The organism is Flavisolibacter nicotianae (assembly GCF_003628535.1).
Taxonomy (GTDB): Bacteria; Bacteroidota; Bacteroidia; order Chitinophagales; family Chitinophagaceae; genus Flavisolibacter; species Flavisolibacter nicotianae.
In genome coordinates this window covers 109,418-132,890 of sequence record NZ_RBCI01000004.1, presented here as the reverse complement: position 1 = coordinate 132,890, position 23,473 = coordinate 109,418, and the positions used below count along the sequence as shown (strand labels likewise).

Here is a 23,473-nt window from a genome sequence, read left to right as displayed (position 1 = left end):
CAATTTTATGCCACGGCCCATGGCTGAGAATGGCACTCTTTTTATGCCCTGCTGCAGAAAACGATTTATGGACCTGACTCAAATCTGGGGGATCAAAGAAGAAATCAGCCTGGGCGAAACCGTTGCCCGGGCGGCCGTCATGTTCATCCTGATGATCATCATGATCCGCCTTTCGGGCATGCGTTCCTTCGGCAAAGGCGACGTGTTTGATAACATTCTGACAATTCTTTTGGGTGCGGTACTGGCCCGCGGCATTGTTGGTGCAACGCCATTTCTTTCGGCAGTTGCCGGCGGTGTAACCATCATGGTCATTCACAATATACTTTCCAACCTTTCTTTTTGGTATAAATGGATCGGCCGCGTGGTTAAGGGAAAAAGTTTTATTCTTTACGGCAATGGCCAGTTCAACCGTAAGAACATGAGGCGCACCAATATAACTGAGCATGACATTCTTGAGCAATTGCGGTTAAGCCTGCATATCAACTCGCTGGAGGAAGTGGAAGAGATCTATTTCGAGCGAACCGGCAGGGTGAGCTTCGTAAAGAAACGAACCGGCTGATACCGGGTTGTCTGCACAACAACTTCCCTTTAATTTCCGCTTGCAGCTACCTTATCCTTCCATCGAAGGATTGGTTTTCGTTTCGGTTAAAATGTAGAATGGCAGTGGTGGGTTATGTTCGGCCGACAGTCGCCTGTTACTGTTTTCTACGCAACAATCCAAGATCTTTAACCGCCGGCTTATCTTCGCCAAAAATTTTGCATGAGCGCTAACGCACCGGAAGTCAAACGCATTACGACCCATACGCTTCAGCGAATGAAAGCATCGGGAACCAAAATCTCCATGCTGACGGCCTATGATTTTTCCTTCGCTTCCCTGTTTGATGCGGCCGGCATCGATGTCATTCTCGTTGGCGACTCCGCGTCGAACGTCATGGCGGGACATGAAACCACCCTGCCCATTACACTCGACCAAATGATTTACCACGCTTCTTCGGTTATCCGCGGTGCAAAACGAAGCCTCGTAGTTGTGGATTTGCCGTTTGGCTCCTACCAGTCCAACGGTGACATTGCCCTCGCGTCCGCCATCCGGATCATGAAAGAAACCGGTGCACATGCCATCAAGCTGGAAGGCGGGGAAGAAGTGGTCGAGTCCATAAGGAGAATCATTAGCGCCGGAATTCCGGTGATTGGCCACCTCGGCTTGACGCCCCAATCCATTTATAAATTCGGTACCTACAGTGTCCGGGCCAAAGAAGAAGCAGAGGCGGCCAAGTTGCGCTCCGATGCTAAAAAGCTGGAGGAGGCCGGGTGCTTTGCCCTCGTGCTGGAAAAAATTCCGGCAGCACTAGCAAAGGATGTCTCGGTTTCTCTTTCGATCCCAACCATCGGCATTGGTGCCGGACCCCATTGCGACGGCCAGGTATTGGTGATGCACGACATGCTGGGCATCAATACCGAATTCAAGCCCCGTTTTTTGCGTCAGTACCTGAACCTGCATCCGCAGATAACGGCTGCCGTACAGCAGTACATTGCCGATGTTCGGAGCAACGATTTTCCTAATGAGTCCGAATCATATTAGGCGTTGCGTTGCTGGAAATGTACAGATATCCATGTGCAGTGAAATTTTTGTTGTTGCTTGTTGAAGGTTTATTGCCAATTGTTTACACCCGGTTGTCTGCTCCATTACGCAGGCTCCGGACTTGTTCAATGGCACCCTCACCTATTTTTGCCACCAATTTTTATGGCTATGAGAAACAGAATTATTGCCGGAACCGTACTGCTTGCGTTCGGTGCGAAACCTGGATTTGCCCAGCAAACTGACCTCGACCCCGTGACTGTCACAGCGTCGATGAATCCCATCAAAGCGTCCCAAACCGGGCGGAACCTGGTTGTCATTAAGGGTGAAAAATTTGCGGCGCTTCCCGTTCATTCCGTCGACGAATTATTGCGATATGTTCCTGGCGTAGAAGTGCAGGCCCGCGGACCCATGGGTGCCCAAAGCGATATCGTTTTGCGTGGCGGTACGTTTCAGCAAGTGCTGGTCATCATTGATGGTGTGCGGGTCAACGATCCCAATACCGGCCACTTCACTTCTTATATTCCCATTGCTCCCGGCGAGATTGATCGCATTGAAGTTTTGAAAGGGGCTTCTTCCGCCTTATACGGCTCGGAAGCAGTGGGTGGCGTGGTTAATATCATCACAAAAACTTTTGCAACGAAACCGGCCGTTAAAACGGTAGAGGCTGCCGCTCAACTGACCGCCGGCGAATATGCGCTGCTGGGTGCCAATGCGGGTTTCTATGCTTCAAACGGAAAAACGTCTTTCGGAGCCGGTATCTTGTCGAACAACACGGACGGGCAACCCCAACGGGGTATCCGTGGCTTTGTGCATGCGAATACAGTTTCGGCATCGGTCAGTCATCGTTTCAATGAGCGATGGAGCCTGGCCCTCCGCTCCTCCTTTGATAAACGCAGGTTCGCAGCGCAAAACTTTTATACCAATTTTGCTTCCGACACGGCCCAGGAAACCGTGCAGACCATCTGGAACCAACTGCAGCTTTCCCGCAACACCGATAAAAATACCCTGCGCTTCCAGGCAGGCTACAAGAATTTGACCGACAGTTTTGCTTTTAATCCACGCAGCGCCACCAACCAGAGCAAGAGCAACCTGTGGCAGGCACTGGTAAGTGATGAAATTCGTCTTTCGGGTCAAACCGTGCTCTCCACCGGTTTGCAGTACATCAACAAGAATATCTCCTCCAACGACCGAGGCAACCACAGCCTCGGCCAGGCCGCCGCCTTCCTTGTCTGGAACCAGCGACTCAATGAAAACCTTTTCATCACACCGGCTGCAAGGATGGAATGGAACGAACGGAGCGGGTGGGAATTTGTACCACAGGTGAATCTCTCCTACCGCGTCGATGCCCTACAAATTCGCGGCAGCGCCGGCAAAACCATACGCGATGCCGATTTTACGGAACGTTTCAACAATTACAACAAAGCTTTTGTGGCCAGCGGACGAATTGGCAACCCGGATTTAGGACAGGAACGTTCATTTACCTACGAGGCCGGGGCCGACTATCTTTTCAGTAACAGCCTGAAACTGTCAGCCACGTTCTTCCAGCGCTTACACAAAGACCTGATTGATTACGTCAGCACACCTTATCTCCTGATGCCGCGAAAAGTGAATCTTTCTCCCACAGGCACCTACCTGTTGGCGGAAAATATTGCGGATGTCACAACGACAGGTGTGGAAACCGATGTTCAGTTCAGCAAGACGCTATCTGCAAACAGCGGCGTGTGGGCAACGCTTGGCTTTACCTGGCTGCAAAGTGACACGAAGACCGGTACACCTTCGCTTTACCTTTCCTCGCATGCCAGGTACCTGGGTAATTTGAATGTACAGTACACGCACCGGCTATTCTCTCTTTCGGTCAGCGGGCTTTATAAACAAAGACAATCGCAAAAGGATCCGTCGCCAGTAATTGCCAGGGTTTCCAGGGATTATTTTGTCGTCAATGCGAAAGGCGAAGCCTTTCTGTGGAAAAAGAATGTCAGCGCCTTTGTCGAAGTGGACAACCTCACCGACCGGTCGTACACCGACCTGTTGGGTGCGCAAATGCCCGGCCGGTGGCTGATGGCCGGAATCAAAATATCTTTAACCAAATAGAACAATGAAGCTGAGGGAAGTTGGCACTGTTCAATGTTGCCTGTCCTTGAGAAAGTAAATGAAACATAGGGCGGAGGATACTCTTTTATACTTTACAAATTTTAATCAGTTAATGATGCAGGATATTTTAGACCAACTCGGAATCAGGCAAAGCAACGGCGGCACTGCGACCGGCCAAAAATGGATCGGCAGCAAGGGAAAGGTGATTGCATCCTTTTCTCCTGTCGACGGGAAAAAAATCGCAGAGGTGGTAGGCACTGACGAAGCGGCGTATGATCAAGTCATCAAAAAAGCCTCTGAAGCCTTCCTGGAATGGCGCCTGTGGCCGTCGCCAAAACGGGGTGACGTCGTGCGGCAGTTTGCCGAGGCCCTTCGCAAATACAAGGAGCCACTTGGAAAACTGGTTTCGTACGAAATGGGCAAAAGCCTGCAGGAAGGTCTCGGTGAGGTGCAGGAAATGATCGATATCTGTGATTTTGCAGTTGGTTTGTCCCGCCAGTTACACGGGCTAACGATGCACAGTGAACGTCCCGGTCACCGCATGTACGAGCAGTGGCACCCACTGGGAATCGTTGGAATTATTTCAGCATTCAATTTCCCGGTAGCTGTGTGGAGCTGGAACACGGCCCTGGCCTGGGTTTGCGGCGATGTTTGCGTGTGGAAGCCATCGGAGAAAACACCACTTTGTGCCATTGCCTGCCAAAACATCATTGCAGACGTGTTTGCAGCGAATGGTGTACCCGAAGGCGTTTGCGGCCTGGTGATCGGTGAACGGGAAATCGGGGAACGTCTCGCTGCCGACACCCGGGTACCGCTGGTGTCGGCTACCGGTTCTACCCGGATGGGCAAAGCCGTTGGGGCGGCTGTTGGTGCACGGCTTGGGCGGTCGCTTCTGGAACTGGGTGGCAACAATGCCATTATCATTTCCAAAGACGCCGACCTCGAAATGGCCCTTGTCGGTTGTGTATTCGGGGCAGTAGGGACAGCCGGGCAGCGTTGTACCTCTACCCGCCGACTGATCATTCACGAGGATGTGTACGATGCCTTTCGCGACAAGCTGGTAAATGCATACAAACAATTGCGCATTGGTGATCCGCTCGATGAAGCCAATCACGTAGGGCCGCTCATCGACAAGGGTGCCGTGGCAATGTACTCTGCGGCCATCGAAAAATGCAAGTCCGAAGGCGGTCAGTTTGTGGTGGAAGGCGGCGTTTTGGAGGGCAAGGGTTATGAAAGCGGCTGTTACGTAAAACCCTGCATAGCCGAAGTGCAGCCCCACTACGAGATCGTTTGCCACGAAACGTTTGCGCCCATTCTTTACCTGATGAAATACAAAATGCTGGAGGAGGCCATTGCCATTCAGAACGGTGTGCCGCAAGGTTTGTCATCGTCGATCATGACCCTGAATCTCCGGGAAGCCGAAACATTTCTTTCATCTGCCGGCAGCGATTGCGGGATTGCCAACGTCAACATTGGCACGTCGGGTGCCGAAATCGGCGGCGCTTTCGGTGGGGAAAAAGAAACAGGTGGCGGCCGGGAAAGCGGTTCGGATGCCTGGCGTATTTATATGCGGCGGCAGACAAACACCATCAACTACAGCACGAAATTACCGCTGGCCCAAGGCATCAAATTTGACTTATAACAAATCAGGCTTTTTTAAAAAAAGTGCCCATTCCTTCGCGATGGGCACTTTTTCGTTGCCGGAGATTATTTCATCCGCTCATAAGTTTCTACCAGTTTGCTGCCGTCCGGCCAGGTAATGGTTTGTTCATAGCTATCCTTTCCCAGGAATTTTATTTTGACCGTAACAGGTTGGCCTACCAGTGCCGATGTGAACGTCGAACTGCTTGTCAATTCCGTGACTTCATCCGGCCGGGGCATGTCAAATGTCCCATAGCCATAAAACGAAAGCAGTTTGCCACTGCTGTCTTTCGACGTATTGGCCCACATATAATGCCCTGACTCATAGATTTTATATTGCGTAGGATGGTCATCAGCCATGGTTTTTCCATCTGGTGAAATGGTGACGTTTCTGACCTGCTTCCAGGCGCCGTCCAGCGGCGTCTTCATGGCCTTGCTTGCATTTTTATAATCTTCTGTCAGGATGTAATGTTTGGCAGGGTCGCTTCCCGGGAAATCAATGACCTGCGAATAACCATCGGGCCGTTTGGTGATGGCCAGTTGATAGGTGCCGTTGACCGGGCCGGACGATCCATAAAACATATTTTCAATTACCTGTCCGTTTTCGATTTTATAGGTACCGATTCCAAACTCCGCCAGCGAGTCGGTTTCGGACCGGCGATGGGCATACATGATGTATTTATCCGTGTAAATCTTATCCTGCTGCACATTTAATGTGCTAAGCCCCTTTCCCGAATCCAGGGTTTGTTTTTGCATGGTGTAAGAGCCCCGCATGTTCAGCCCGGCCGGCTGCTTTACCTGAACTGCCTGGCCGGCAGCATACAGGGAGGTTAGAAGGAAAAATGGCAGAATGATTGGTGTGCTTCGACTTTTCATTTGTTTGCGTTTTAGGTGGAGTAATGGCACAATGAAAAGTTATCACGAAATACAGAAGTGGTTTTGATGGGGACATTGGCTGGTTTAAAATAATAAATGAATCCGACAAGTCAAACGCATTTGTGGATTTTTAAACCAGGGTGACTGTCTCAATTCAGCTCTTCTTTTAAAGAGACTGTGGGTACATGTAGGCATACATCCGGCTTGCCGTAAAGGGGCAAAATCGTTTTGCAATAAAAAAGGCCTTCCAACTGGAAGGCCAAGCAGAAATGATCACTACAAACAATTATTTTTTTACGAAAAGGTCATTGACCATTTGTTCGTTCAGGTATTTGACAGGATCACCGTTGATATTGTGGTAAACCATGCTAATGAAAATGGTCTCCGTAGCGCTGATAATAGCGATCACGATAAATGCTCCCAGCACAGCCAGCACAACGCCGGCAATGAAGTGGATCGCCAACCCTAGAAAGAAAAGGGGAAGAGCCACCAGCAGGATGCCGACAAATTGAACCAACCCAAGGCTGAAGGTACCGGCAAGGCTTTCGCCCCATTTTTGCTTGACAAGTTGTGAAGAGCGCTTGAAGGCTGCAATTGGTCCCAATCCCTCATATGCGATGATCGGAACAACAAAAAAGACAGCGATATTCCAAACGATCCCGATGATGCCCGTGATGATCTTGCCAATGATGCCTGCATTTTCCTGGATAGCTTTGAGGATGGTTCCGACGGTAGCGGCAAATACGGCCCAGGAGAATATCACGCCAATGCGACTCAGGCTGAATTTCAGACCCTTTTCAATGGTAACTTCTTCGCCCTGGAAATACAACCGTGTACAGTGAATGAGCGCCATGTTGAAAAACACCACTACGAAATAATTAATCAAATAAAAGCAAAAAAGTAGCAGGTAACCTGTCAAACCATCGGTATTCAGGTTGTCCAGGTCCCAGCCCACCATGGCCAGAACGCCGGTATAAAAAACACCCATTACCAGGATAAGCGAGATGGCCGACAAAACAGGGAATGCAAGTAATTGCTTGTTTTCGTTCAAGACCTTAAAAGAGCGCAAGGAAATTTTCCAGCCGTTGGAGAGACGTTCAAAAAAACGCATAAGAATTGGTTTTGGTAAAGATTAAATATAAAGAAAGGTAATTAAATTTTTATGGATTGTACTGCCGTAGAAATGCGTCAATTTTTTCGTAAGTGTCCGTAAGGCTTACACCCTCCCATCCATGTCCTTCCGCCGGGTAAACGACCAGTTGCGCAGGCACTTTTAGCGCATCGAGTTTCGCTTTCAGCGAACTGCTTTGCGAAAGTGGCACCAAGGGGTCCTGCCCGCCGTGGAAGACGAGGGTCGGCGGACTTTGTGCCGTTACGTAATTAATGGGACTAGAACTTTGGTACAATGAAGCGTTAGTTGTGGGTGTTCCACCGAGCAGGTCCTGCATGGTCGATTTGACGATTGGCTCGGTCAGGCTGTTGTAGAATGCTGTCAGGTCTGACGGCCCAAACATGTCTACGATTGCTTTCAATCGCGGTGTGGCATTTTTGTAGCCCTGCAAAAGGGCCAGGTGGCTACCGGCCGAAGCACCTAGCACCACGATCTTTGTTTGATTAAAACCGTAGTCTGAAACCTTTGAAAGGATAAAGTCAAATGCCGCCTTCACATCGTTTTCCTGTGTGGGAAAAAGATTGGTTGCTGGAAATGCCGCGAGGCGGTAATTGATATTGAAAACTGCGTAATCAGGCAGGCGTTGTTTCAGGATGCTGATGAACTCATTGAAATCGGTTTTGTCGCCGCTTGTCCAGGCGCCGCCATGGATCAATACCAGCGCCCTTGTACTGGTCGTGTTATGGTTGGCGGGTAGATAAATGTCCATCCGCTGCTGCCCGTCATTTCCGTAGGACACATTTTGCAGGACCTTCTCCCCTGTTTCTACCGTATTGCCTGTTGTTTCTTTTTGGCAGGAAACAAAGACGACCAACAGAAAAAATAACGTATAAAACTGTTTCATCGTATTCGATAAGAAAAGCATCCGAAAGGTGCCCGGGTATTTTGCTAAAGACGAATATACCGAAAACTTATTGTGCGTATGTTGTTAACCCTGCCGATGGAAGAGTCGGTTTGTAACAGCAAAAAACCTGTTCGCAGGGAACAGGTTTTCCGTCTCAAGTGGAAAAGAGATATTGGGATATTGCAGTATTGAGATATTTTTTGTCGTCACCATCTGCCGATCAAAATATCGCTATACCCGCTTATAGCGCCAATTTGATGTTCAGTTCATCCAACTGTTTCTGATCGATGCCGGCTGGGGCGTCGAGCATAACATCCCTGCCGCTGTTATTCTTTGGAAAGGCAATAAAATCACGGATGCTTTCGCTGCCGCCAAGGATGGCGCAGAGTCGGTCAAAGCCAAACGCGATGCCTCCGTGCGGCGGGGCACCGTATTCAAAAGCTCCAAGCAGGAAGCCGAATTTGTGTTGCGCTTCCTCCTGGGTCATACCAAGGGCGGCAAACATTTTCTCCTGCAATTCCCGCTGGAAGATCCGGATTGAACCGCCGCCGATCTCGTTTCCGTTCAACACCATGTCGTATGCATTGGCTTTGATATTGGCATACGGGTGTTTCAGGTACTCGGCCGCGTTTTCAATTACCGGGTCATTGCCGATCATCGTCTCGATTTGCGAAGGTTTCGGCGAGGTGAACGGGTGGTGACGGGCAACCCAGCGGTTTTCCTCTTCCGCATACTCGAACAGCGGGAAGTCCAAGACCCACAAAAGGCGGAACTCGTCTTTCTTGCGCAATCCGAGCCGCTCGCCCAGTTCGAGACGCAATTCTGCAATGGCTTTGCGGGTGCGTTCTTCAGCGCCGGCAAGCACCAGGATCAGGTCACCCGGTTTGGCATTTACGTACTTTGCAATCTCCTGCAAAGCCGCTTCAGTAAAAAATTTATCGACGCTGCTTTTCAAACTGCCGTCGCTGTTGTACTTAATGTTAACGAGGCCCTGCATACCGATCTGCGGACGCTTTACCCAATCGGTCAATTCGTCCAGTTGTTTGCGGGTGTACTCGGCCGCTCCCGGTACGGCAATCGCCACAACCGTTTCTGCATTGTCAAATACACCAAAACCTGTAGACCCGGCAATTGGCGACGCAGCCACAGCCGCCTGTTTTTCGTCAAAAACCGTGGCCGGTATTTTCAGGTTGGCCACCTTCATGCCGAAGCGGATATCGGGTTTGTCGATACCATAATGAAACATGACATCTTCCCAGGTCATGCGCTCTACAGCATCGGTATAGTCAATCCCTTTTACCTGTTTAAAAATGAATTTGATCAGGCCCTCAAACATGTTCAAAATATCATCCTGTTCCACGAAGGCCATCTCGCAGTCGATCTGCGTGAACTCCGGCTGACGGTCGGCCCGCAGGTCTTCATCACGGAAACATTTTACGATCTGGTAATAGCGGTCGTACCCACTGACCATCAGCAGTTGCTTAAAGGTTTGGGGCGATTGCGGCAAGGCGTAAAACTCACCGGGGTTCATCCGTGAAGGCACAACAAAATCCCTGGCGCCTTCGGGGGTGGACTTGATCAAAAACGGCGTCTCGATGTCCATAAAACCATTCTGGTGCAAGTACTCCCTCGTGGCCCGATTTACAGCGTAGCGGAGTTCGATGTTGCGCTTTACGGCACCACGACGCAGGTCGAGGTAACGGTAACGCATACGTAAATCATCGCCACCATCGGTGTCGTCCTGGATGGTGAACGGCGGAATCGCTGATTTATTTAAAACCGAAAAGGACGAAATCCTGATTTCAACCTCCCCGGTTGGGAGTTGCAGGTTTTTGTTGCTCCGTTCAATGACAGTGCCCGAGGCCTGGAGCACAAATTCGCGACCGAGCGGCGCTGCTTCCAGCTGCTCGTTCAGGTCTTCGCCAAACAACAATTGCGTGATGCCGTAGCGGTCGCGCAAATCAATAAAAGTGATGGAACCGAATTTCCGGACGGTTTGCACCCATCCTGCCAGTGTTACTTCCGAACCGACATCTTTCAACCGCAGTTCACCACACGTATGTGTACGATACATAAACAAAATTTGAGCGGCAAAGATAGAGGGTTTGGGTTTTGCTGACAGGTGTGCCGTGAGAATCGTTCTGTGCGTTGACCCGGGATGTCGGTCTGTCAACTGTGCCGGCTGCAATGCTATTTATCTTTTGTTTATTTTGGACCCAATGCTTCAGTTCAAGACGATCATTCAAAAATTTGACAAGCAGGGTGAAAAAACCGGCTGGACCTATATTGCTATTTCACGGGAGCAGGCGACTGCCTTAAATCCCAACGTAAAAACTTCTTTCCGGGTTAAGGGTACCTTGGACCAATATGCCATTGAAAAACTGGCGCTTTTACCGATGGGCGATGGGTCTTTTATCATGCCACTCAATGCCGCTACCCGAAAAGGTATTCGAAAAGCAAAAGGCGCAGAAGTGTTTGTTCGTTTGAAAATAGACAGCGATCCAATTCAACTGGATGCGGATTTCCTGGAATGCCTGCAGGACGAGCCGCTTGCCGTCAAAATGTTTGAAAGTCTCCCCAAAGGGCATCGCAACTATTTTTCGCACTGGATCGAGTCGGCCAAAACCACTTCCACCAAGGCAAAGCGAATCGCCATGGCCGTTGATGCGCTGGCTAGAGGAATGGGATTCCCGCAGATGATGCGGGCCCGCAAGCAACAGAAGGAAGACCTGGGTTTTTGATTATTCGTCGTTGCTCAGGGTGTCGTCGATTTCCGTATCGCCTCGTTTCCCGTCCAGTTGTTCCTTCATCCTGTCGATGTCCGTTTTGCGCAGGTCATCGTTCGACACATCAATCGTTGTATCTTTTGTTGGATCTACACTCTGGTCGTGCCGGTGCTCTTCGGGGGTTTGCAGGGTACTTCCCGGGGCGCCGTAAATCTTCAATTCCTCTTCTTCTCCCCTTTTTTGATTTTTGTCATTAGTGTTCATGGCACTGTATTTTAAAAAAACGAATGATACTTCGGATGGTATTCTGTTGACTACAATATCCGGACTGGTTTTTCTGCCGTTAGGTTTCAGCGGTCTTACGCATCTTCGCCGCTGGTCACTTCTCCACTATGAGTCGTCGGTGTGTTTTCGGCAGTCTGGCTTTTGGCCGCATCGACATTTTTGGCTCGTGATTCCGGCTCCCGCATCGGTATGTTGATTTGTTCGCCATCGGGTTGTTGCACAAAAACGTGGCTTTGTTTTTTAGCGTCCGTGTCTTGTTGTTGCGGTTTCATAGCTCAATTTGAGAGAACAGCAGAAATGTTGTGCCACAGCCGTCTCTTTCCTTTCTTTGCAAAACCCTTCAATTATTAAAAATGATCAAATGCCAACCAAACATCTTTTTATCAAAGGCCGGGTGCAAGGCGTTTTTTTCCGGGCATCGGCAAAAGAGGCGGCAGAAACATTGGGGGTGACTGGCTGGGTAAAAAATACAGTTGATGGCGATGTGGAAGTTCTGGCCACAGGAACTGAAGATCAATTGGCGGCCTTTTCTGACTGGTGCCGCCAGGGCCCACCGCGGTCGATCGTTTCGTCCGTCATTATCGAGGAGGTGGAAGAAAAAACATTTACGGATTTTAAAATTCTTCGCGGCTAAATGATGCTGTCTCAACCCAATTTAAAGCTGTGCTCGCTTGCTCAATCTGGCCGCATTGTGTAGTTGAGTATAGCAAAAATTACCCATCAATTTACCCCGCCAGCTTTAAAAATCTGCGGCATCATTTTGTTGGGTCCACTACTGTACAGCATCATTTGTTAACCTTTCTAAATTCTGAGTGTATGGCAGAAAGAGGTCAAACCGAAAACCAGGGCCGGATGGACCAGGACAGCCGTGGTATGGGTTCTATGAACAATCCGCAACAAGGAGAAATGTCAAGAATGAGTAATGACATGTCAGGCATGGACCGCGATGATTCCGGTCGCAAAACGTCAAACCGTGGCTTTGCCGCTATGGATCCCGACAAACAAAAACGAATCGCCAGCGAAGGTGGTCGTGCGGCGCACCGCCAGGGTGTTGCCCACGAATGGAGTCGTGACGAGGCGAGAGAAGCTGGGCGTAAGGGGGGGCAAATCGTCAGCCGAAACCGCGAACACATGAGTGAGATCGGTCGGAAAGGTGGACAGAGTTCCGGTCAACGCCGTCAACGTTCTAACGGAGAGTCAGAATAAAAAGAAGGGTCGGTGAACAGCAGGCTTGCCGGTCGTTCACAGACCCTTTTCATTCTCATTCGTCAAACCGCTTATCCGCTTTCTTATCTTCTTCGGTCGTATCCCTGAAGTTATCCGACGTTGTACGGGTGATGTTTTCATTTGCATTGTCCGTATCGGAAGTACTCATGGTGCTGGCACCCTGCCGGGCATCTTCGTCCCGAAGATTGGGATCATTGTTACGGCCTTCTTCCGTTGGCCGGTTGCGGGTGATGTCTTTTTCGTCCTGCATACTGTTTTTTCCCGGTATGGTAAAAACGGTATGCCACTGCCCTAAGCATTCAAATTTTCAAAATCAAATTGATTGGCCTGTTGCCTGGCAGCGAAAGCGGCGGGATCGCCGTATGGACCCAGGTAGGCAGCAGAGCCAAATGCCAGCACTGGGTAAAAAGCAATTGGCAGGAACAAAAGTCCCAACGTAAATCCAACTCCTTTCCCAAAGCTTTTGGAAAGCAGGTGAACCGACTTAATTGCCACGTAAATATTCACAAAGGGAACGAGCAGTAAGAAAAGCCACCAGCCTGGCTTTCCAACCACTTTGAGCAGCGTGTATACATTGTAGATGGGAACGATAGCTGCCCATCCCGGTTTGCCCGCCTTGCTAAAAATTTTCCATTGTGCAATCATCCCGATAATCCCGAAAATCAGCGCTACGGCAAGGATCGCATAAATCGTAGAGGGGTCTAGAACACGCTCATAAGCGTTGTAATTTTCTTCCATAATGTTTTTACATTGTTTTGGTTGTGAATGAACACAAGATTACTCTTTTACCACTACATTCGCAAAAATTCTAAAATAACCTTCATCCATTTTCTATGGTTAAAATCACTGCGTTAGCGAGTCTGGGTTTTTCCCTGCTTCTACTGAGCTGCAGTAACGACAAAGCAGCCAGTACAACCGGGTCGAAAGATTCCACGACAACCAAAACAGAAGCCCAAACCGGCAGCGGCAGTACAGCCAGCAGCGGCACGCTGGACACGGCCCGTTACAACAAATTAATGAATTACCTGGCTGGTGGTGACACCAGTGGTCGCTGGCCGGTAAAAAACGCCCCGCTGCCCCTGCCCGGCGCCATTCTGCCCTTTAACAGGGTGGTTGCCTATTACGGCAACCTTTACTCCAACCGCATGGGCGCCCTGGGTAAATGGCCCAAGAAGGAAATGATCCCCCGCCTGCTGGACGAAGTAAAAAAATGGAACGAGGCCGATACAGTGATTAAATCGATTCCCTGTCTCCACTACATTGCCGTCACAGCACAGGGTGCACCGGGCAAAGACGGAAAATTCCGTTACCGCATGCCACAGGGCCAGGTCGATACCATTCTGAACTGGGCGAAAGAGATCAATGCGATTGTATTTATCGATATCCAGATTGGACTGAGTGAACTGCAGTCGGAAGTTCCGTATTGGGAAAAATACTTGTCCATGCCCAATGTGCATCTGGCCATCGACCCTGAGTTTGCGATGAACGGCAAGGGCGGTAAAAAGCCCGGGACCGTGATCGGCACCATGGCTGCCAGCGACATCAACTGGGTAGGCGATTACCTCGTTAACCTGGTGAAGAAAAACAATTTGCCTCCCAAGATCTTCATGATCCACCGCTTTACGCAGGGCATGGTTCCGGAAGCGGAAAAAATTAAACTCCATCCCGAACTGCAGGTTGTGATGGATATGGACGGCTGGGGACCCCCGGACCTGAAGAAAGGCAGCTACCGTTACTGGATCAATGAAAAGCCGGTGCAGTTTACCGGGTTCAAATTGTTCTATGTAAACGATACCGAGAAAAGCGGTCAAAAGGAAATGATGTCAAGAGAGCAGGTGCTGAGCCTCAAACCCAAACCGGTTTATATTCAGTACCAGTAGGCCTTGCCCCGCCCTCTTCTGAAAGAGAATGAGCACCGAAGCAAAGACCTTTACTTTTACAATACTACAAAGCCCCCATCATTCGCAATGATGGGGGCTTTGTTCTTTTACCCCGCTGGGCATCCGGCCAGTAGAAAAAGAATGGAGGAGAGAACAAAACACCGTAGGTACGATTGGCTCAATAACCGGCGGTACAAGATTGAGATAGATTTCAACGCAAATTCGGGAACGTTCAGAACGCTATTGGGTAAAAAACACCGTGTTTAAAAGGCCTTTGTGCGGGGGCGATTTCCCTCTTAAATGATCGGGGGGGCTTTAACATTCTTCTTATTCTTTTCCCTTTAATTTAGTCGCTTCCCTATTTTTGCACGGCTTCTTCCAAACCGGGAAGCCGTTAAACGACTAACCACCTTTATGAACTTTAGAAAAGTCAACAACATTACCGGTTGGGTAGTGTGCGCCATTGCCTCTCTTGTGTACATTTTAACGGCGGAAAAGGCCGGCTCGTTTTGGGATTGCGGCGAGTTTGTTTCGGCCGCCTACAAAGTGCAAATGCCGCATCCGCCCGGTGCACCGTTGTTCGTTTTGCTGGGACGGTTCTTTATTGTTCTTTTCGGCGATAACGCCGCCACTGCCGCAAAAGCGGTCAACATCATGAATGCTTTGGCTAGTGGCTTTACCATCCTTTTCCTTTTCTGGACGATCACGCATTTTGCCCGCAAGCTCACGGTTGGTTTTCGCGAAGAACCTGCCGGCGGACAATTACTCACCATCATGGGAGCCGGCATTGTTGGTTCGCTTGCCTATACGTTTTCCGATTCGTTTTGGTTCAGCGCTGTTGAAGGCGAAGTCTATGCTTTTTCATCGCTTTTCACTGCACTGGCTTTTTGGCTGATCCTTAAATGGGAACGTGCCGACATTGAAGCCGGCACCAACGCCGCAGCCCGTGCCCGTGCCGACCGTTGGATCGTGTTGTTATTCTTTACGCTGGGACTTTCCATCGGCATCCACCTTTTGGGACTGTTGACCATTCCCGCCGTCGTGATGGTGTATTATTTCCGTCGGTATACCTATAGCCGCTGGGGAGCCATCTGGGCATTTATCATTGGCTGCATTATCACGGGCCTGGTGCAGGTGGTGGTCATTCAGTATTCGGTAAAAATTGCCGGTAGCTTCGATATCTTTTTTGTCGACTCAATGCACCTGCCCTTCTTTTCAGGCTTTATTTTCTTTTTTGTACTGCTCGGCTTCCTGCTTTGGATCGGCCTGCGTTATGCGAACCGCAAACATTTGCCGCTGATGCGCCTGGGCATCTGGAGCTTTATCTTCATCATGCTGGGGTATTCATCGTATATCACCCCGCTCGAACGCTCCAATGCCAACCCGGCCATTGACATGAACAATGTCGATAACCCGATGAACCTTGTTTACTACCTCGGCCGCGAACAATACGGGTCACAACCCATTTTGCTCGGTCCCCATTTCCTGGCGCAAGGCACACCCGGGGAGCGCAAGACACTGTACTCAAAAGGCAAAAACCCCGAGACCGGTAAGAACGAATACATCAGCTATCCAGCGCCTTCACCGGAAGTGGAATACGATAGCAAAGACATCCAGCTTTTCCCCCGTGTGTGGGACGGAAACGATCCGCGCCATGCCGATTTTTACATTCAATGGTTGAACCTCCCCGTCGTGACAGCCCGTGCCAACAGCTATGTGCAGGCTGTGACGGATGAATCGGTTCAGGTCGTGGAAATCGGCAACAACGGCCAGCAAAGCCAGTACTCCTATAACCTCCCGGATGGCTATGCAGCCCGTGTGCAACGCGGACAGGGTGTGCAGGCCGGTCAGCCGATCGCCGTACAGATACCCACGTTTGCCAACAACCTTGAGTGGTTCTTTACCTACCAGATGGGCTTTATGTACTGGCGCTATTTTATGTGGAATTTTTCCGGCCGGCAGAACGATCTCCAGGGGCTGGGCAATGCCAGGGACGGAAACTGGATCACGGGAATTTCGTTCATTGACAATCTCCGACTGGGCAACCAGGCCAACATTCCCGAAAGCATCCGGACGAACAAGGCCCACAACAGCCTTCTTCTTCTCCCCTTCCTGCTCGGAATTTTTGGATGTATCTATCATTTTTTCCGTGACCGCAAAGACTGGATCGTCACCTTCCTCTTATTTTTCTTTACCGGTGTAGCCATTGTACTTTACCTGAACCAGGCAGGTGCCCAGCCACGTGAACGCGACTATGCCTTCGCCGGCTCGTATTATGTTTTTGCCATCTGGATCGGGTTAGCGGTTATCGGTTTCGCACGGTTGGCCCGCGAAGTAGCCGACAGGGTGACTCTCGTGAACACGCTGATTTATGGCTCGCTCACCACCTTCCTTATTATGGTGCTCGGCGACGCCGCCAATTTCAATACCGGCAAACTGACCGCCGCTTTACTGGGAGCTATTCTTTTTGCCGCTGTATCATTGGCCATAACAATGATTGTACGGACAGCCGGAAAAACAAGTTTCCGCAATGCCGGCATCGCTGCCACGGTGCTTTGCTTGCTGGTGCCGGTACTCATGGGAGCCCAGGAATGGGACGACCATGACCGGAGCCAAAAATTGCTGGCGCCTGACCTGGCAAAGGATTACCTGAATAGCTGTCCGAAGAATGCCATTCTCTTCACATATGGTGATAACGATACCTACCCGCTTTGGTATGCACAGGAAGTGGAAGGCGTTCGTCCCGATATCCGCATTATCAATACCAGCCTTTTGGGAATCGACTGGTATGTAAACCAGTTGCGTTACAAGGTGAACCAGAGCGCCCCGATCGATGTGATCTGGAGCGCCGACCAGGTTCGCGGGCTGGCCTATATCGTTACAGAAGACCGTAATCCAAGGGAAGGTGTGTTTGACCTCCTGGATGTGATGAAAACCATCGGACAGCAAAAACCACGCATTACCAGTTTCCCTGCTGTGCATACCGTCAGCATCCCGGTTGATGCCGCGACGGTGAAGGCCAACGGTGTGGTCACGGCGAAGGATAGTTTGCCAACGCAAATGGTGTTCAACCTGCCGCAGGGCAAAAACTTCTATACACTCGACCAACTGGCTATGTTGAACGTGATTGCTGCGAATGCCTGGAAGCGTCCTATCTGCTTTACGTCTCCGGACAATAGCCTCGGATTTGGTTCCTACCTGCGCCAGCAGGGAATGGTCTTCCAACTGGTGCCGGTTCTTTCGGACAAACCGGGACGCAGCATGGAGGTCGATACAACGAAAAAGCTGCTGACAGAAGTTTTCCGCGCCGGCAATGCCAGCAACGGCAATGTTTATTTTGACGAAGAAAACCGCCGGCACTTGCTTTCGATCCGTTCTACGTACGCACAAGGAGCATCGGCTCTTTCTGATGAAGGCCGTAAGCCAGAAGCGGTTACCGTGCTCGCCAAGGCCGAAAGCCTGATGAACACAAAAGCGTTCCCTTATGCGATGACGGCGTCCACGCAGAACCAGAACAACCATAACCGCACTGGTTTGTTGTATCTGGAAGCAGCCTACAAGGCCGGTTATACCGACCTGGCAGCAAAGGTGAAGACAGCACTTGTAAAAGACCTGAACGACCAGCTGAAATACTACAAGTACCTGCGTGAGTTCAGGGAAGATTATTATTACCAGCTTGCAAGCGACGAGCGGGATGCAGAGGATTTCCTCCAAATCATCAAGCAGTTCGAGCAGGCTTACGAAGGCAAAAAGCCGCCGGTGCAGGAGCTGCCGCAAGGAGCAAAAGCAGCCGACAGCACAAAAAAATAAAAAAACCAAAACCTCTCACCCGCTGAGAGGTTTTTTGTTTAACGACTTTGTGTGAACAAACTGCCCGGAAATGGTGTAGATTGTGAATACGTCAAAAGTGAAACGGCAAACGTTAAACCGTAGAGTTTTTGATATGAAAGCGGCTCATTTTTACGTTTCCCGATTGACGGCTTACTAAATTTTTTAATTATGATTGGTTTTCATTTTACCAAATACGATCCACGGCAAAACGGGAAGTCGAGGTTCGAGCAGTTGCTGGATTTGTTCACCCAGTTGCTGACTTATACCAGTGGTGATGTGGCTGAGGCCTTGCAATGGCTGAACGAACTGGATAAGAAATACGAACTGACCGACGATGAATATGGCATGGGTGATTTCATCGATGAACTGAAAGAGAAGGGTTATATCACCGAAGATGCGCAAAAAGGTGAGATCAAAATTACCTCCAAGACCGAACAAAGCATACGCAAGCGCAGTCTCGAAGAAATATTCGGCAAGTTGAAAAAAACAAAGTCAGGCGATCACCAGACGTTCAAGCCGGGACTGGGCGATGAAATCAGCCCGGACACCCGGCCCTTCCAGTTTGGCGACATGCTGGAACAAATTGATTTCACCGAGTCGATTCGCAATGCGCAAATTAACCACGGCCTCGATACATTTTCGATGAACGAAGATGACCTGCAGATTCGTGAGACCGATTTTAAATCACAGACGTCCACAGTGCTGATGATCGATATTTCGCATTCGATGATCCTTTATGGCGAAGACCGCATCACGCCGGCAAAAAAAGTGGCGATGGCGTTGAGCGAATTGATTACGACCAAATATCCCAAAGACACCCTCGATATCGTGGTTTTTGGAAACGACGCCTGGCCGGTTGAGATCAAAGACCTTCCCTATTTGCAGGTGGGCCCTTACCACACCAATACGGTTGCGGGGCTGGAACTGGCAATGGACATTTTGCGCCGCAGGAAGAATCCCAACAAGCAGATCTTCATGATCACGGACGGCAAGCCAACCTGCCTGAAGATCGGGAAGCGCTATTACAAGAACAGTTTCGGGCTCGACCGCAAAGTCACCAACCGGTGCATCAACCTTGCGGCCCAGTGCAAGAAGCTGAAAATCCCCATCACGACATTTATGATCGCGACAGACCCTTACCTGCAACGATTTGTGCAGGAATTTACAGAAACCAATAACGGGAAGGCCTATTTCGCCTCGCTCGATCGTCTCGGCGCCTTTATCTTCCGGGACTTCGAAAGCGGCAAACGAAAGACGGTTTATTAAAAACATTTTAAACTTCAGATACGGAATTAAACATGGATAGAAAACACATCAACACCCTTGGCGAGTTGTTAGAAGCTGGATACAAACCGAAAAACATCAAAGAAGAAATCCGACAAAATCTCATCCAAAAATTAAAAGCAAAAGAAGAAACCTTCAACGGAATCATCGGCTATGAAGAAACGGTCATTCCCGATGTGGAGCGAGCCCTGTTAAGCAAGCACAATATTCTTTTTCTCGGGTTGCGTGGCCAGGCCAAAACACGCATGGCGAGGCAAATGACGGAGCTTCTTGATGAATACATCCCTGTGGTGGCGGGCAGCGAAATCAATGATGATCCGCTGAAACCAATTTCAAAATTTGCCAAAGACCTGATTCGCGAAAAAGGCGATGAAACGCCGATCGAATGGATTCACCGCAGCCAGCGTTATGGTGAAAAGCTGGCCACGCCTGATGTCAGCGTTGCAGACCTCATCGGCGATGTTGACCCCATCAAGGCAGCCAACCTGCGCTTAAGCTTTGCGGACGAACGGGTAATCCACTACGGAATCATCCCGAAGAGCAACCGTAGCATCTTTGTCATCAACGAGCTTCCCGATTTGCAGGCAAGAATCCAGGTGGCGCTTTTCAATATCCTGGAAGAAGGCGACGTGCAGATTCGCGGTTTTAAATTGCGACTGCCGCTGGATATCCTGTTTGTCTTTACCGCCAATCCTGAGGACTACACCAACCGCGGTTCTATTGTAACGCCGCTCAAAGACAGGATCCAAAGCCAGATCCTCACACACTATCCCAAGTCGCTGGAAAATGCGCTGGCCATTACCGAGCAGGAAGCCGATATCGAAGATGAGCAGAAAGAAATCGTCAACGTGTCGGACCTCGTCAAGCGCCTGATCGAGCAGGTAGCTTTCGAAGCAAGAGGCAGTGAGTTCGTCGACAAGAAAAGTGGTGTGAGTGCACGCCTGACCATATCGGCTTTTGAAAACGCCGTGAGTGCAGCCGAACGCAGGGCGATCATCAATCGTGAAGCCAATACACAGGTATGGGTGAGTGATTTGGTAGGCATCATTCCGTCCATCACGGGGAAAATCGAGTTGGTATACGAAGGCGAACAGGAAGGACCCTACCAGGTTGCCATGAATTTGCTCGACAAGTCGATCCGTTCGCAATTTGTGCAATACTTCCCCAATCCCGATACACTGAAAAAAAGGGCGCCGCGGAAAGGTGAAGCGCCACAGGCAGTAGACAATCCCTATCGCAGCATCATTTCCTGGTTCGACAAGGGAAACCACATCAACCTTTTCTTTGGAACAACCGATCGTGAGAAAGTGAACCAGTTGTACCAGGTCGACGGCTTGCATGCGTTGGTGAAAAAAACCTTCACCTACGCCAATGAAAAAGAGGCGGCGTTGCTGATGGAATTTGTTTTGCACGGCCTGGCTTCCTATTCACTGATCAGTAAAAAAATCATGGAAACCTCCATCGAATTCAAAGACCTGATGGGAAGCATGTTGAACATCCAATCCTCGTCCGGTTTTGATGATTTGGAGGAAGACGATTTCAGATAGATAACATAAAAAAGCCAACTCGCGGGAGTTGGCTTTTTTATAACTCGTTTTTTGTTTTAAAATCGGAAGCCGATGCTAGCTCCTGCATAGGGTTGAAAACCCGCACCGCCGTCTATGAACGGTGTAAAGGCAATCCGCCAGGTCAATCCCTTTTTTGCGAAAGGCTGGGAACGAAAGCCAACAACCAGGTTTGCAACCATCGTTGATTGATCGTCAAAAAGGAAGTCGTTACCATGAACGTTTATGTAGGTTCCACCGGCTCCTAATTCAAGGTATTTACCATTTTCGCCCAACAGGTAATTTATTTGTGCCGGGATAGCGAAATAACCTGATCCACTTCCGCCGGCCCCGCCTAAACCGATTCGAAAGCCAAGTCCATTTTCTTGTTTTTTAAAACGGGAATCAAAGTTTAATGAATAGATCACAGCAGAGCCCCCGGCTTCAAAATAGATTTGTGAGGCACTGGCCGAAGTACCCATCTTTTTTTCCACCCCTTGTGCATTTGCAGCTACTGTACAAATGATTAAAACGGCAAACAGTAAGCGTTTCTTCATAAACGTAGTTTTGAATAATTTTTATCACGAACATAGAGGAAAAAAGATAAATAATACTGCTTTGGTAGTTTTCGGTTTTTTGAGGGCATTTACCAATCCATTGCTTCACCTATAATTTAAATTGACGGTGGCAATCAAAAAGATTTAGAAATGCTATACGACGTTCACTTCTCTTTCCAATTCAATCCCGAACTTATTTTTTACCGACTGTAATATCTCTTCGCTCAACGCGTAAATCTCTTTGCCGCTTGCTTGGCCATAATTCACCAGAACCAATGCCTGCTTTTCATAGCAGCCTGCGTCCCCCCTGCGAAAACCTTTCCAACCGCATTGTTCGATCAGCCACCCGGCCGGTACTTTCACGTGTTCATTGTCGTAAGGAAATGCCGGAATGGCTGGATAAGCAGCCTGTAAGTTTGCGAATAGCGCTTTGTCCACATAGGGGTTCTTAAAAAAGCTGCCGGCATTGCCGATCTTTTGCGGATCTGGAAGCTTGGATGAGCGGATATTAATTACTGCCTGTGCGATGGCCTGGATGCTTAAATGCTGCACGCCCATTTTTTCAAGTTCCTGCTGAATGGCACCATAATCCGTGTGAAACACCGGCTTTTTATTCAGGCGGTAGGTAACGGCCGTTATCACAAACTGGCCCTTCAGCCGGCGTTTGAAAACGCTTTCACGGTAACCAAACGCACAGTCTTCCAGCGCAAACGTGTGTTGTGTGTGTTCGTACAGGTGAAACGCTTCGAGCTGGTGAAAAATGTCCTTGATCTCGACGCCGTAAGCGCCGATGTTTTGCATGGGCGATGCACCCACATTGCCTGGAATTAAAGAAAGGTTTTCCATTCCTGCATAATCGTTTTCCACGCAGTGTTGCACAAGCAGGTGCCAGTTTACGCCGGCTCCTGCCCTCACATAAATATGATTTTCATCCTGGTGAACCACCTCGATGCCTCCTATCTCGTTTTTCAGGACGAAACCGTCAAAATCTTTTGTCAGTAAAATATTGCTTCCACCGCCAAGGATCATTTTTGCACTGGTGGATTGGGATGAAGTTCGCAGCAATTCTTTCAGTTCGGACGTGGATTGGAAAGTCGTGAAATAACGGGCGGCTGTGTCGATGCCAAAGGTATTGTAGGGCCGGAGCGAAATATTTTCCCGAATTTGCATGAACGCAACATACAAAATATTATGCCCCTTAAAACCGCAACCATTATCGGCGCCACCGGCTTGATCGGTGGCCAGCTTGTCAACCAGTTACAGCAGGACGAGCAGTTTGGTACGATCCGCGTACTTGTTCGCCGGCCCACTACATTTTCGCAAAGCAAGGTGGAAGAAAAGCTGGTGAATTTTCGTGACCCCGAATCGTTTAAGCTTGCACTGGAAGGCAGCGATGTTGTGTTTTGTGCCGTTGGGACAACGCAAAAAAAAGTGCAGGGCGACAAAGATGCCTACCGTAAAGTTGACTACGACATCCCCGTGCACGCAGCCCGGTTTTGTGCCGAAACCGGTTGCCAGAAATTCCTGCTGGTTTCCGCGGTTGGCGCCAACCGAAAAAGCGGAAATTTTTACCTCCGCTTAAAAGGCGAGGTCGAAGACGCCGTGCAGCAATTTGACATCAAAAGCGTGTCGATTTTCCGACCATCCATTTTGTTGGGCAAACGGACAGAGAAAAGGACCGGTGAAAAAATCGGGCAGGTTGTAATGAAACTTTTTTCTTTTTTGCTTTTGGGTTCACTGAAAAAATACAAGCCTGTAAAAGCAAATGCGATTGCAGCGGCGATGATCCGGGAATCGAAAAAAGAAGGGAAAGGAAGGTTTGTTTACGAATTTCCGTTTTAGCCTTGGATCTCTTATAAACGAACCTTCTAGTTATGAATAAGGAGGTTCCAGATCGAAGAAATCGTTTACGCACTACTCACTCTTCCCGCCAGGCA

General features: G+C 49.5%; 22 protein-coding genes. 12 read left to right on the top strand and 10 right to left on the bottom strand.

The features are described from left to right. Positions 1 to 67: 67 nt before the first annotated feature. The 4 genes from D6024_RS12370 to amaB all read left to right on the top strand — a co-directional run bounded on the left by D6024_RS12370 (position 68) and on the right by amaB (position 5,312). Positions 68 to 559, top strand: coding sequence for a DUF421 domain-containing protein (locus D6024_RS12370; RefSeq protein ID WP_162944733.1), 492 nt, complete (start codon positions 68 to 70; stop codon positions 557 to 559). A gap of 201 nt (positions 560 to 760) precedes the next feature. Continuing rightward, positions 761 to 1,579, top strand: a complete 819-nt coding sequence (panB, locus tag D6024_RS12365) for a 3-methyl-2-oxobutanoate hydroxymethyltransferase (RefSeq protein WP_121354944.1) — start codon at positions 761 to 763, stop codon at positions 1,577 to 1,579. 168 nt (positions 1,580 to 1,747) lie between these two features. After that, positions 1,748 to 3,670, top strand: coding sequence for a TonB-dependent receptor plug domain-containing protein (locus D6024_RS12360; protein ID WP_121354943.1), 1,923 nt, complete (start codon positions 1,748 to 1,750; stop codon positions 3,668 to 3,670). A 115-nt stretch (positions 3,671 to 3,785) separates the two neighbouring features. Next, the gene (gene amaB, locus D6024_RS12355) at positions 3,786 to 5,312 is read left to right on the top strand and encodes an L-piperidine-6-carboxylate dehydrogenase (RefSeq protein ID WP_240410020.1); all 1,527 of its coding nucleotides are present in this window, start codon (positions 3,786 to 3,788) and stop codon (positions 5,310 to 5,312) included. Between the two features lie 65 nt (positions 5,313 to 5,377). Here amaB and D6024_RS12350 read toward each other — a convergent pair whose 3' ends face one another. The 4 genes from D6024_RS12350 to aspS all read right to left on the bottom strand — a co-directional run bounded on the left by D6024_RS12350 (position 5,378) and on the right by aspS (position 10,276). Beyond that, positions 5,378 to 6,187, bottom strand: a complete 810-nt coding sequence (locus D6024_RS12350; RefSeq protein WP_121354941.1) for a hypothetical protein — start codon at positions 6,185 to 6,187, stop codon at positions 5,378 to 5,380. Positions 6,188 to 6,473: 286 nt separating this feature from the next. After that, positions 6,474 to 7,298, bottom strand: coding sequence for a DUF6159 family protein (locus D6024_RS12345; RefSeq protein WP_121354940.1), 825 nt, complete (start codon positions 7,296 to 7,298; stop codon positions 6,474 to 6,476). A gap of 49 nt (positions 7,299 to 7,347) precedes the next feature. Continuing rightward, on the bottom strand, positions 7,348 to 8,202 hold the full coding sequence (locus D6024_RS12340; protein ID WP_162944732.1) for an alpha/beta hydrolase: 855 nt from the start codon (positions 8,200 to 8,202) through the stop codon (positions 7,348 to 7,350). A gap of 241 nt (positions 8,203 to 8,443) precedes the next feature. Then, positions 8,444 to 10,276, bottom strand: coding sequence for an aspartate--tRNA ligase (gene aspS / locus D6024_RS12335; RefSeq protein WP_121354938.1), 1,833 nt, complete (start codon positions 10,274 to 10,276; stop codon positions 8,444 to 8,446). A 145-nt stretch (positions 10,277 to 10,421) separates the two neighbouring features. On the opposite strand from aspS, the gene D6024_RS12330 reads away from it, so the two are divergent. Then, positions 10,422 to 10,943 (top strand): YdeI/OmpD-associated family protein, encoded by a 522-nt coding sequence (locus D6024_RS12330; protein WP_121355355.1) that lies wholly within the window; start codon positions 10,422 to 10,424, stop codon positions 10,941 to 10,943. Here D6024_RS12330 and D6024_RS12325 read toward each other — a convergent pair whose 3' ends face one another. Beyond that, the gene (locus D6024_RS12325) at positions 10,944 to 11,192 is read right to left on the bottom strand and encodes a hypothetical protein (protein ID WP_121354937.1); all 249 of its coding nucleotides are present in this window, start codon (positions 11,190 to 11,192) and stop codon (positions 10,944 to 10,946) included. 95 nt (positions 11,193 to 11,287) lie between these two features. Then, the gene (locus D6024_RS12320) at positions 11,288 to 11,485 is read right to left on the bottom strand and encodes a hypothetical protein (RefSeq protein WP_121354936.1); all 198 of its coding nucleotides are present in this window, start codon (positions 11,483 to 11,485) and stop codon (positions 11,288 to 11,290) included. 89 nt (positions 11,486 to 11,574) lie between these two features. On the opposite strand from D6024_RS12320, the gene D6024_RS12315 reads away from it, so the two are divergent. Both D6024_RS12315 and D6024_RS12310 read left to right on the top strand, forming a co-directional pair. Next, positions 11,575 to 11,847, top strand: a complete 273-nt coding sequence (locus tag D6024_RS12315) for an acylphosphatase (protein ID WP_121354935.1) — start codon at positions 11,575 to 11,577, stop codon at positions 11,845 to 11,847. 272 nt (positions 11,848 to 12,119) lie between these two features. Next, positions 12,120 to 12,419 (top strand): KGG domain-containing protein, encoded by a 300-nt coding sequence (locus D6024_RS12310; protein ID WP_205573272.1) that lies wholly within the window; start codon positions 12,120 to 12,122, stop codon positions 12,417 to 12,419. Positions 12,420 to 12,474: 55 nt separating this feature from the next. Here the strand turns inward: D6024_RS12310 and D6024_RS12305 are convergent, their stop codons facing one another. Next, positions 12,475 to 12,690: a hypothetical protein gene (locus D6024_RS12305; protein WP_121354934.1), complete on the bottom strand. Its 216-nt coding sequence runs from the start codon at positions 12,688 to 12,690 to the stop codon at positions 12,475 to 12,477. 41 nt (positions 12,691 to 12,731) lie between these two features. Then, positions 12,732 to 13,178, bottom strand: a complete 447-nt coding sequence (locus tag D6024_RS12300; RefSeq protein ID WP_121354933.1) for a DUF5684 domain-containing protein — start codon at positions 13,176 to 13,178, stop codon at positions 12,732 to 12,734. 95 nt (positions 13,179 to 13,273) lie between these two features. On the opposite strand from D6024_RS12300, the gene D6024_RS12295 reads away from it, so the two are divergent. From D6024_RS12295 to D6024_RS12275, 4 genes are all read left to right on the top strand, one after another. Next, positions 13,274 to 14,320: a hypothetical protein gene (locus D6024_RS12295; protein ID WP_121354932.1), complete on the top strand. Its 1,047-nt coding sequence runs from the start codon at positions 13,274 to 13,276 to the stop codon at positions 14,318 to 14,320. A gap of 414 nt (positions 14,321 to 14,734) precedes the next feature. Beyond that, positions 14,735 to 18,130 (top strand): glycosyltransferase family 117 protein, encoded by a 3,396-nt coding sequence (locus D6024_RS27260; RefSeq protein WP_240410019.1) that lies wholly within the window; start codon positions 14,735 to 14,737, stop codon positions 18,128 to 18,130. A 189-nt stretch (positions 18,131 to 18,319) separates the two neighbouring features. Continuing rightward, positions 18,320 to 19,417, top strand: a complete 1,098-nt coding sequence (locus D6024_RS12280) for a vWA domain-containing protein (RefSeq protein WP_121354930.1) — start codon at positions 18,320 to 18,322, stop codon at positions 19,415 to 19,417. Between the two features lie 32 nt (positions 19,418 to 19,449). Further along, positions 19,450 to 20,982 (top strand): magnesium chelatase, encoded by a 1,533-nt coding sequence (locus D6024_RS12275; protein WP_121354929.1) that lies wholly within the window; start codon positions 19,450 to 19,452, stop codon positions 20,980 to 20,982. A gap of 56 nt (positions 20,983 to 21,038) precedes the next feature. Here the strand turns inward: D6024_RS12275 and D6024_RS12270 are convergent, their stop codons facing one another. Next, entirely contained in the window at positions 21,039 to 21,536 is a 498-nt protein-coding gene (locus D6024_RS12270; RefSeq protein WP_121354928.1) for a hypothetical protein, read from the bottom strand. A gap of 153 nt (positions 21,537 to 21,689) precedes the next feature. Then, a complete protein-coding gene (gene murB / locus D6024_RS12265; protein WP_121355353.1) occupies positions 21,690 to 22,706 on the bottom strand; it encodes a UDP-N-acetylmuramate dehydrogenase in 1,017 nt (338 codons plus the stop codon). A gap of 21 nt (positions 22,707 to 22,727) precedes the next feature. On the opposite strand from murB, the gene D6024_RS12260 reads away from it, so the two are divergent. Continuing rightward, positions 22,728 to 23,378, top strand: a complete 651-nt coding sequence (locus D6024_RS12260; RefSeq protein WP_121354927.1) for an NAD(P)H-binding protein — start codon at positions 22,728 to 22,730, stop codon at positions 23,376 to 23,378. The last annotated feature ends 95 nt before the right edge of the window (positions 23,379 to 23,473 follow it).

Bases quoted from the DNA above. Each gene is read 5' to 3' on its own strand.
- D6024_RS12370 (WP_162944733.1), top strand. From the start codon at position 68: ATGGACCTGACTCAAATCTGGGGGATCAAAGAAGAAATCAGCCTGGGC.
- panB (WP_121354944.1), top strand. From the start codon at position 761: ATGAGCGCTAACGCACCGGAAGTCAAACGCATTACGACCCATACGCTT.
- D6024_RS12360 (WP_121354943.1), top strand. From the start codon at position 1,748: ATGAGAAACAGAATTATTGCCGGAACCGTACTGCTTGCGTTCGGTGCG.
- amaB (WP_240410020.1), top strand. From the start codon at position 3,786: ATGCAGGATATTTTAGACCAACTCGGAATCAGGCAAAGCAACGGCGGC.
- D6024_RS12350 (WP_121354941.1), bottom strand. From the start codon at position 6,187: ATGAAAAGTCGAAGCACACCAATCATTCTGCCATTTTTCCTTCTAACC.
- D6024_RS12345 (WP_121354940.1), bottom strand. From the start codon at position 7,298: ATGCGTTTTTTTGAACGTCTCTCCAACGGCTGGAAAATTTCCTTGCGC.
- D6024_RS12340 (WP_162944732.1), bottom strand. From the start codon at position 8,202: ATGAAACAGTTTTATACGTTATTTTTTCTGTTGGTCGTCTTTGTTTCC.
- aspS (WP_121354938.1), bottom strand. From the start codon at position 10,276: ATGTATCGTACACATACGTGTGGTGAACTGCGGTTGAAAGATGTCGGT.
- D6024_RS12330 (WP_121355355.1), top strand. From the start codon at position 10,422: ATGCTTCAGTTCAAGACGATCATTCAAAAATTTGACAAGCAGGGTGAA.
- D6024_RS12325 (WP_121354937.1), bottom strand. From the start codon at position 11,192: ATGAACACTAATGACAAAAATCAAAAAAGGGGAGAAGAAGAGGAATTG.
- D6024_RS12320 (WP_121354936.1), bottom strand. From the start codon at position 11,485: ATGAAACCGCAACAACAAGACACGGACGCTAAAAAACAAAGCCACGTT.
- D6024_RS12315 (WP_121354935.1), top strand. From the start codon at position 11,575: ATGCCAACCAAACATCTTTTTATCAAAGGCCGGGTGCAAGGCGTTTTT.
- D6024_RS12310 (WP_205573272.1), top strand. From the start codon at position 12,120: ATGTCAAGAATGAGTAATGACATGTCAGGCATGGACCGCGATGATTCC.
- D6024_RS12305 (WP_121354934.1), bottom strand. From the start codon at position 12,690: ATGCAGGACGAAAAAGACATCACCCGCAACCGGCCAACGGAAGAAGGC.
- D6024_RS12300 (WP_121354933.1), bottom strand. From the start codon at position 13,178: ATGGAAGAAAATTACAACGCTTATGAGCGTGTTCTAGACCCCTCTACG.
- D6024_RS12295 (WP_121354932.1), top strand. From the start codon at position 13,274: ATGGTTAAAATCACTGCGTTAGCGAGTCTGGGTTTTTCCCTGCTTCTA.
- D6024_RS27260 (WP_240410019.1), top strand. From the start codon at position 14,735: ATGAACTTTAGAAAAGTCAACAACATTACCGGTTGGGTAGTGTGCGCC.
- D6024_RS12280 (WP_121354930.1), top strand. From the start codon at position 18,320: ATGATTGGTTTTCATTTTACCAAATACGATCCACGGCAAAACGGGAAG.
- D6024_RS12275 (WP_121354929.1), top strand. From the start codon at position 19,450: ATGGATAGAAAACACATCAACACCCTTGGCGAGTTGTTAGAAGCTGGA.
- D6024_RS12270 (WP_121354928.1), bottom strand. From the start codon at position 21,536: ATGAAGAAACGCTTACTGTTTGCCGTTTTAATCATTTGTACAGTAGCT.
- murB (WP_121355353.1), bottom strand. From the start codon at position 22,706: ATGCAAATTCGGGAAAATATTTCGCTCCGGCCCTACAATACCTTTGGC.
- D6024_RS12260 (WP_121354927.1), top strand. From the start codon at position 22,728: ATGCCCCTTAAAACCGCAACCATTATCGGCGCCACCGGCTTGATCGGT.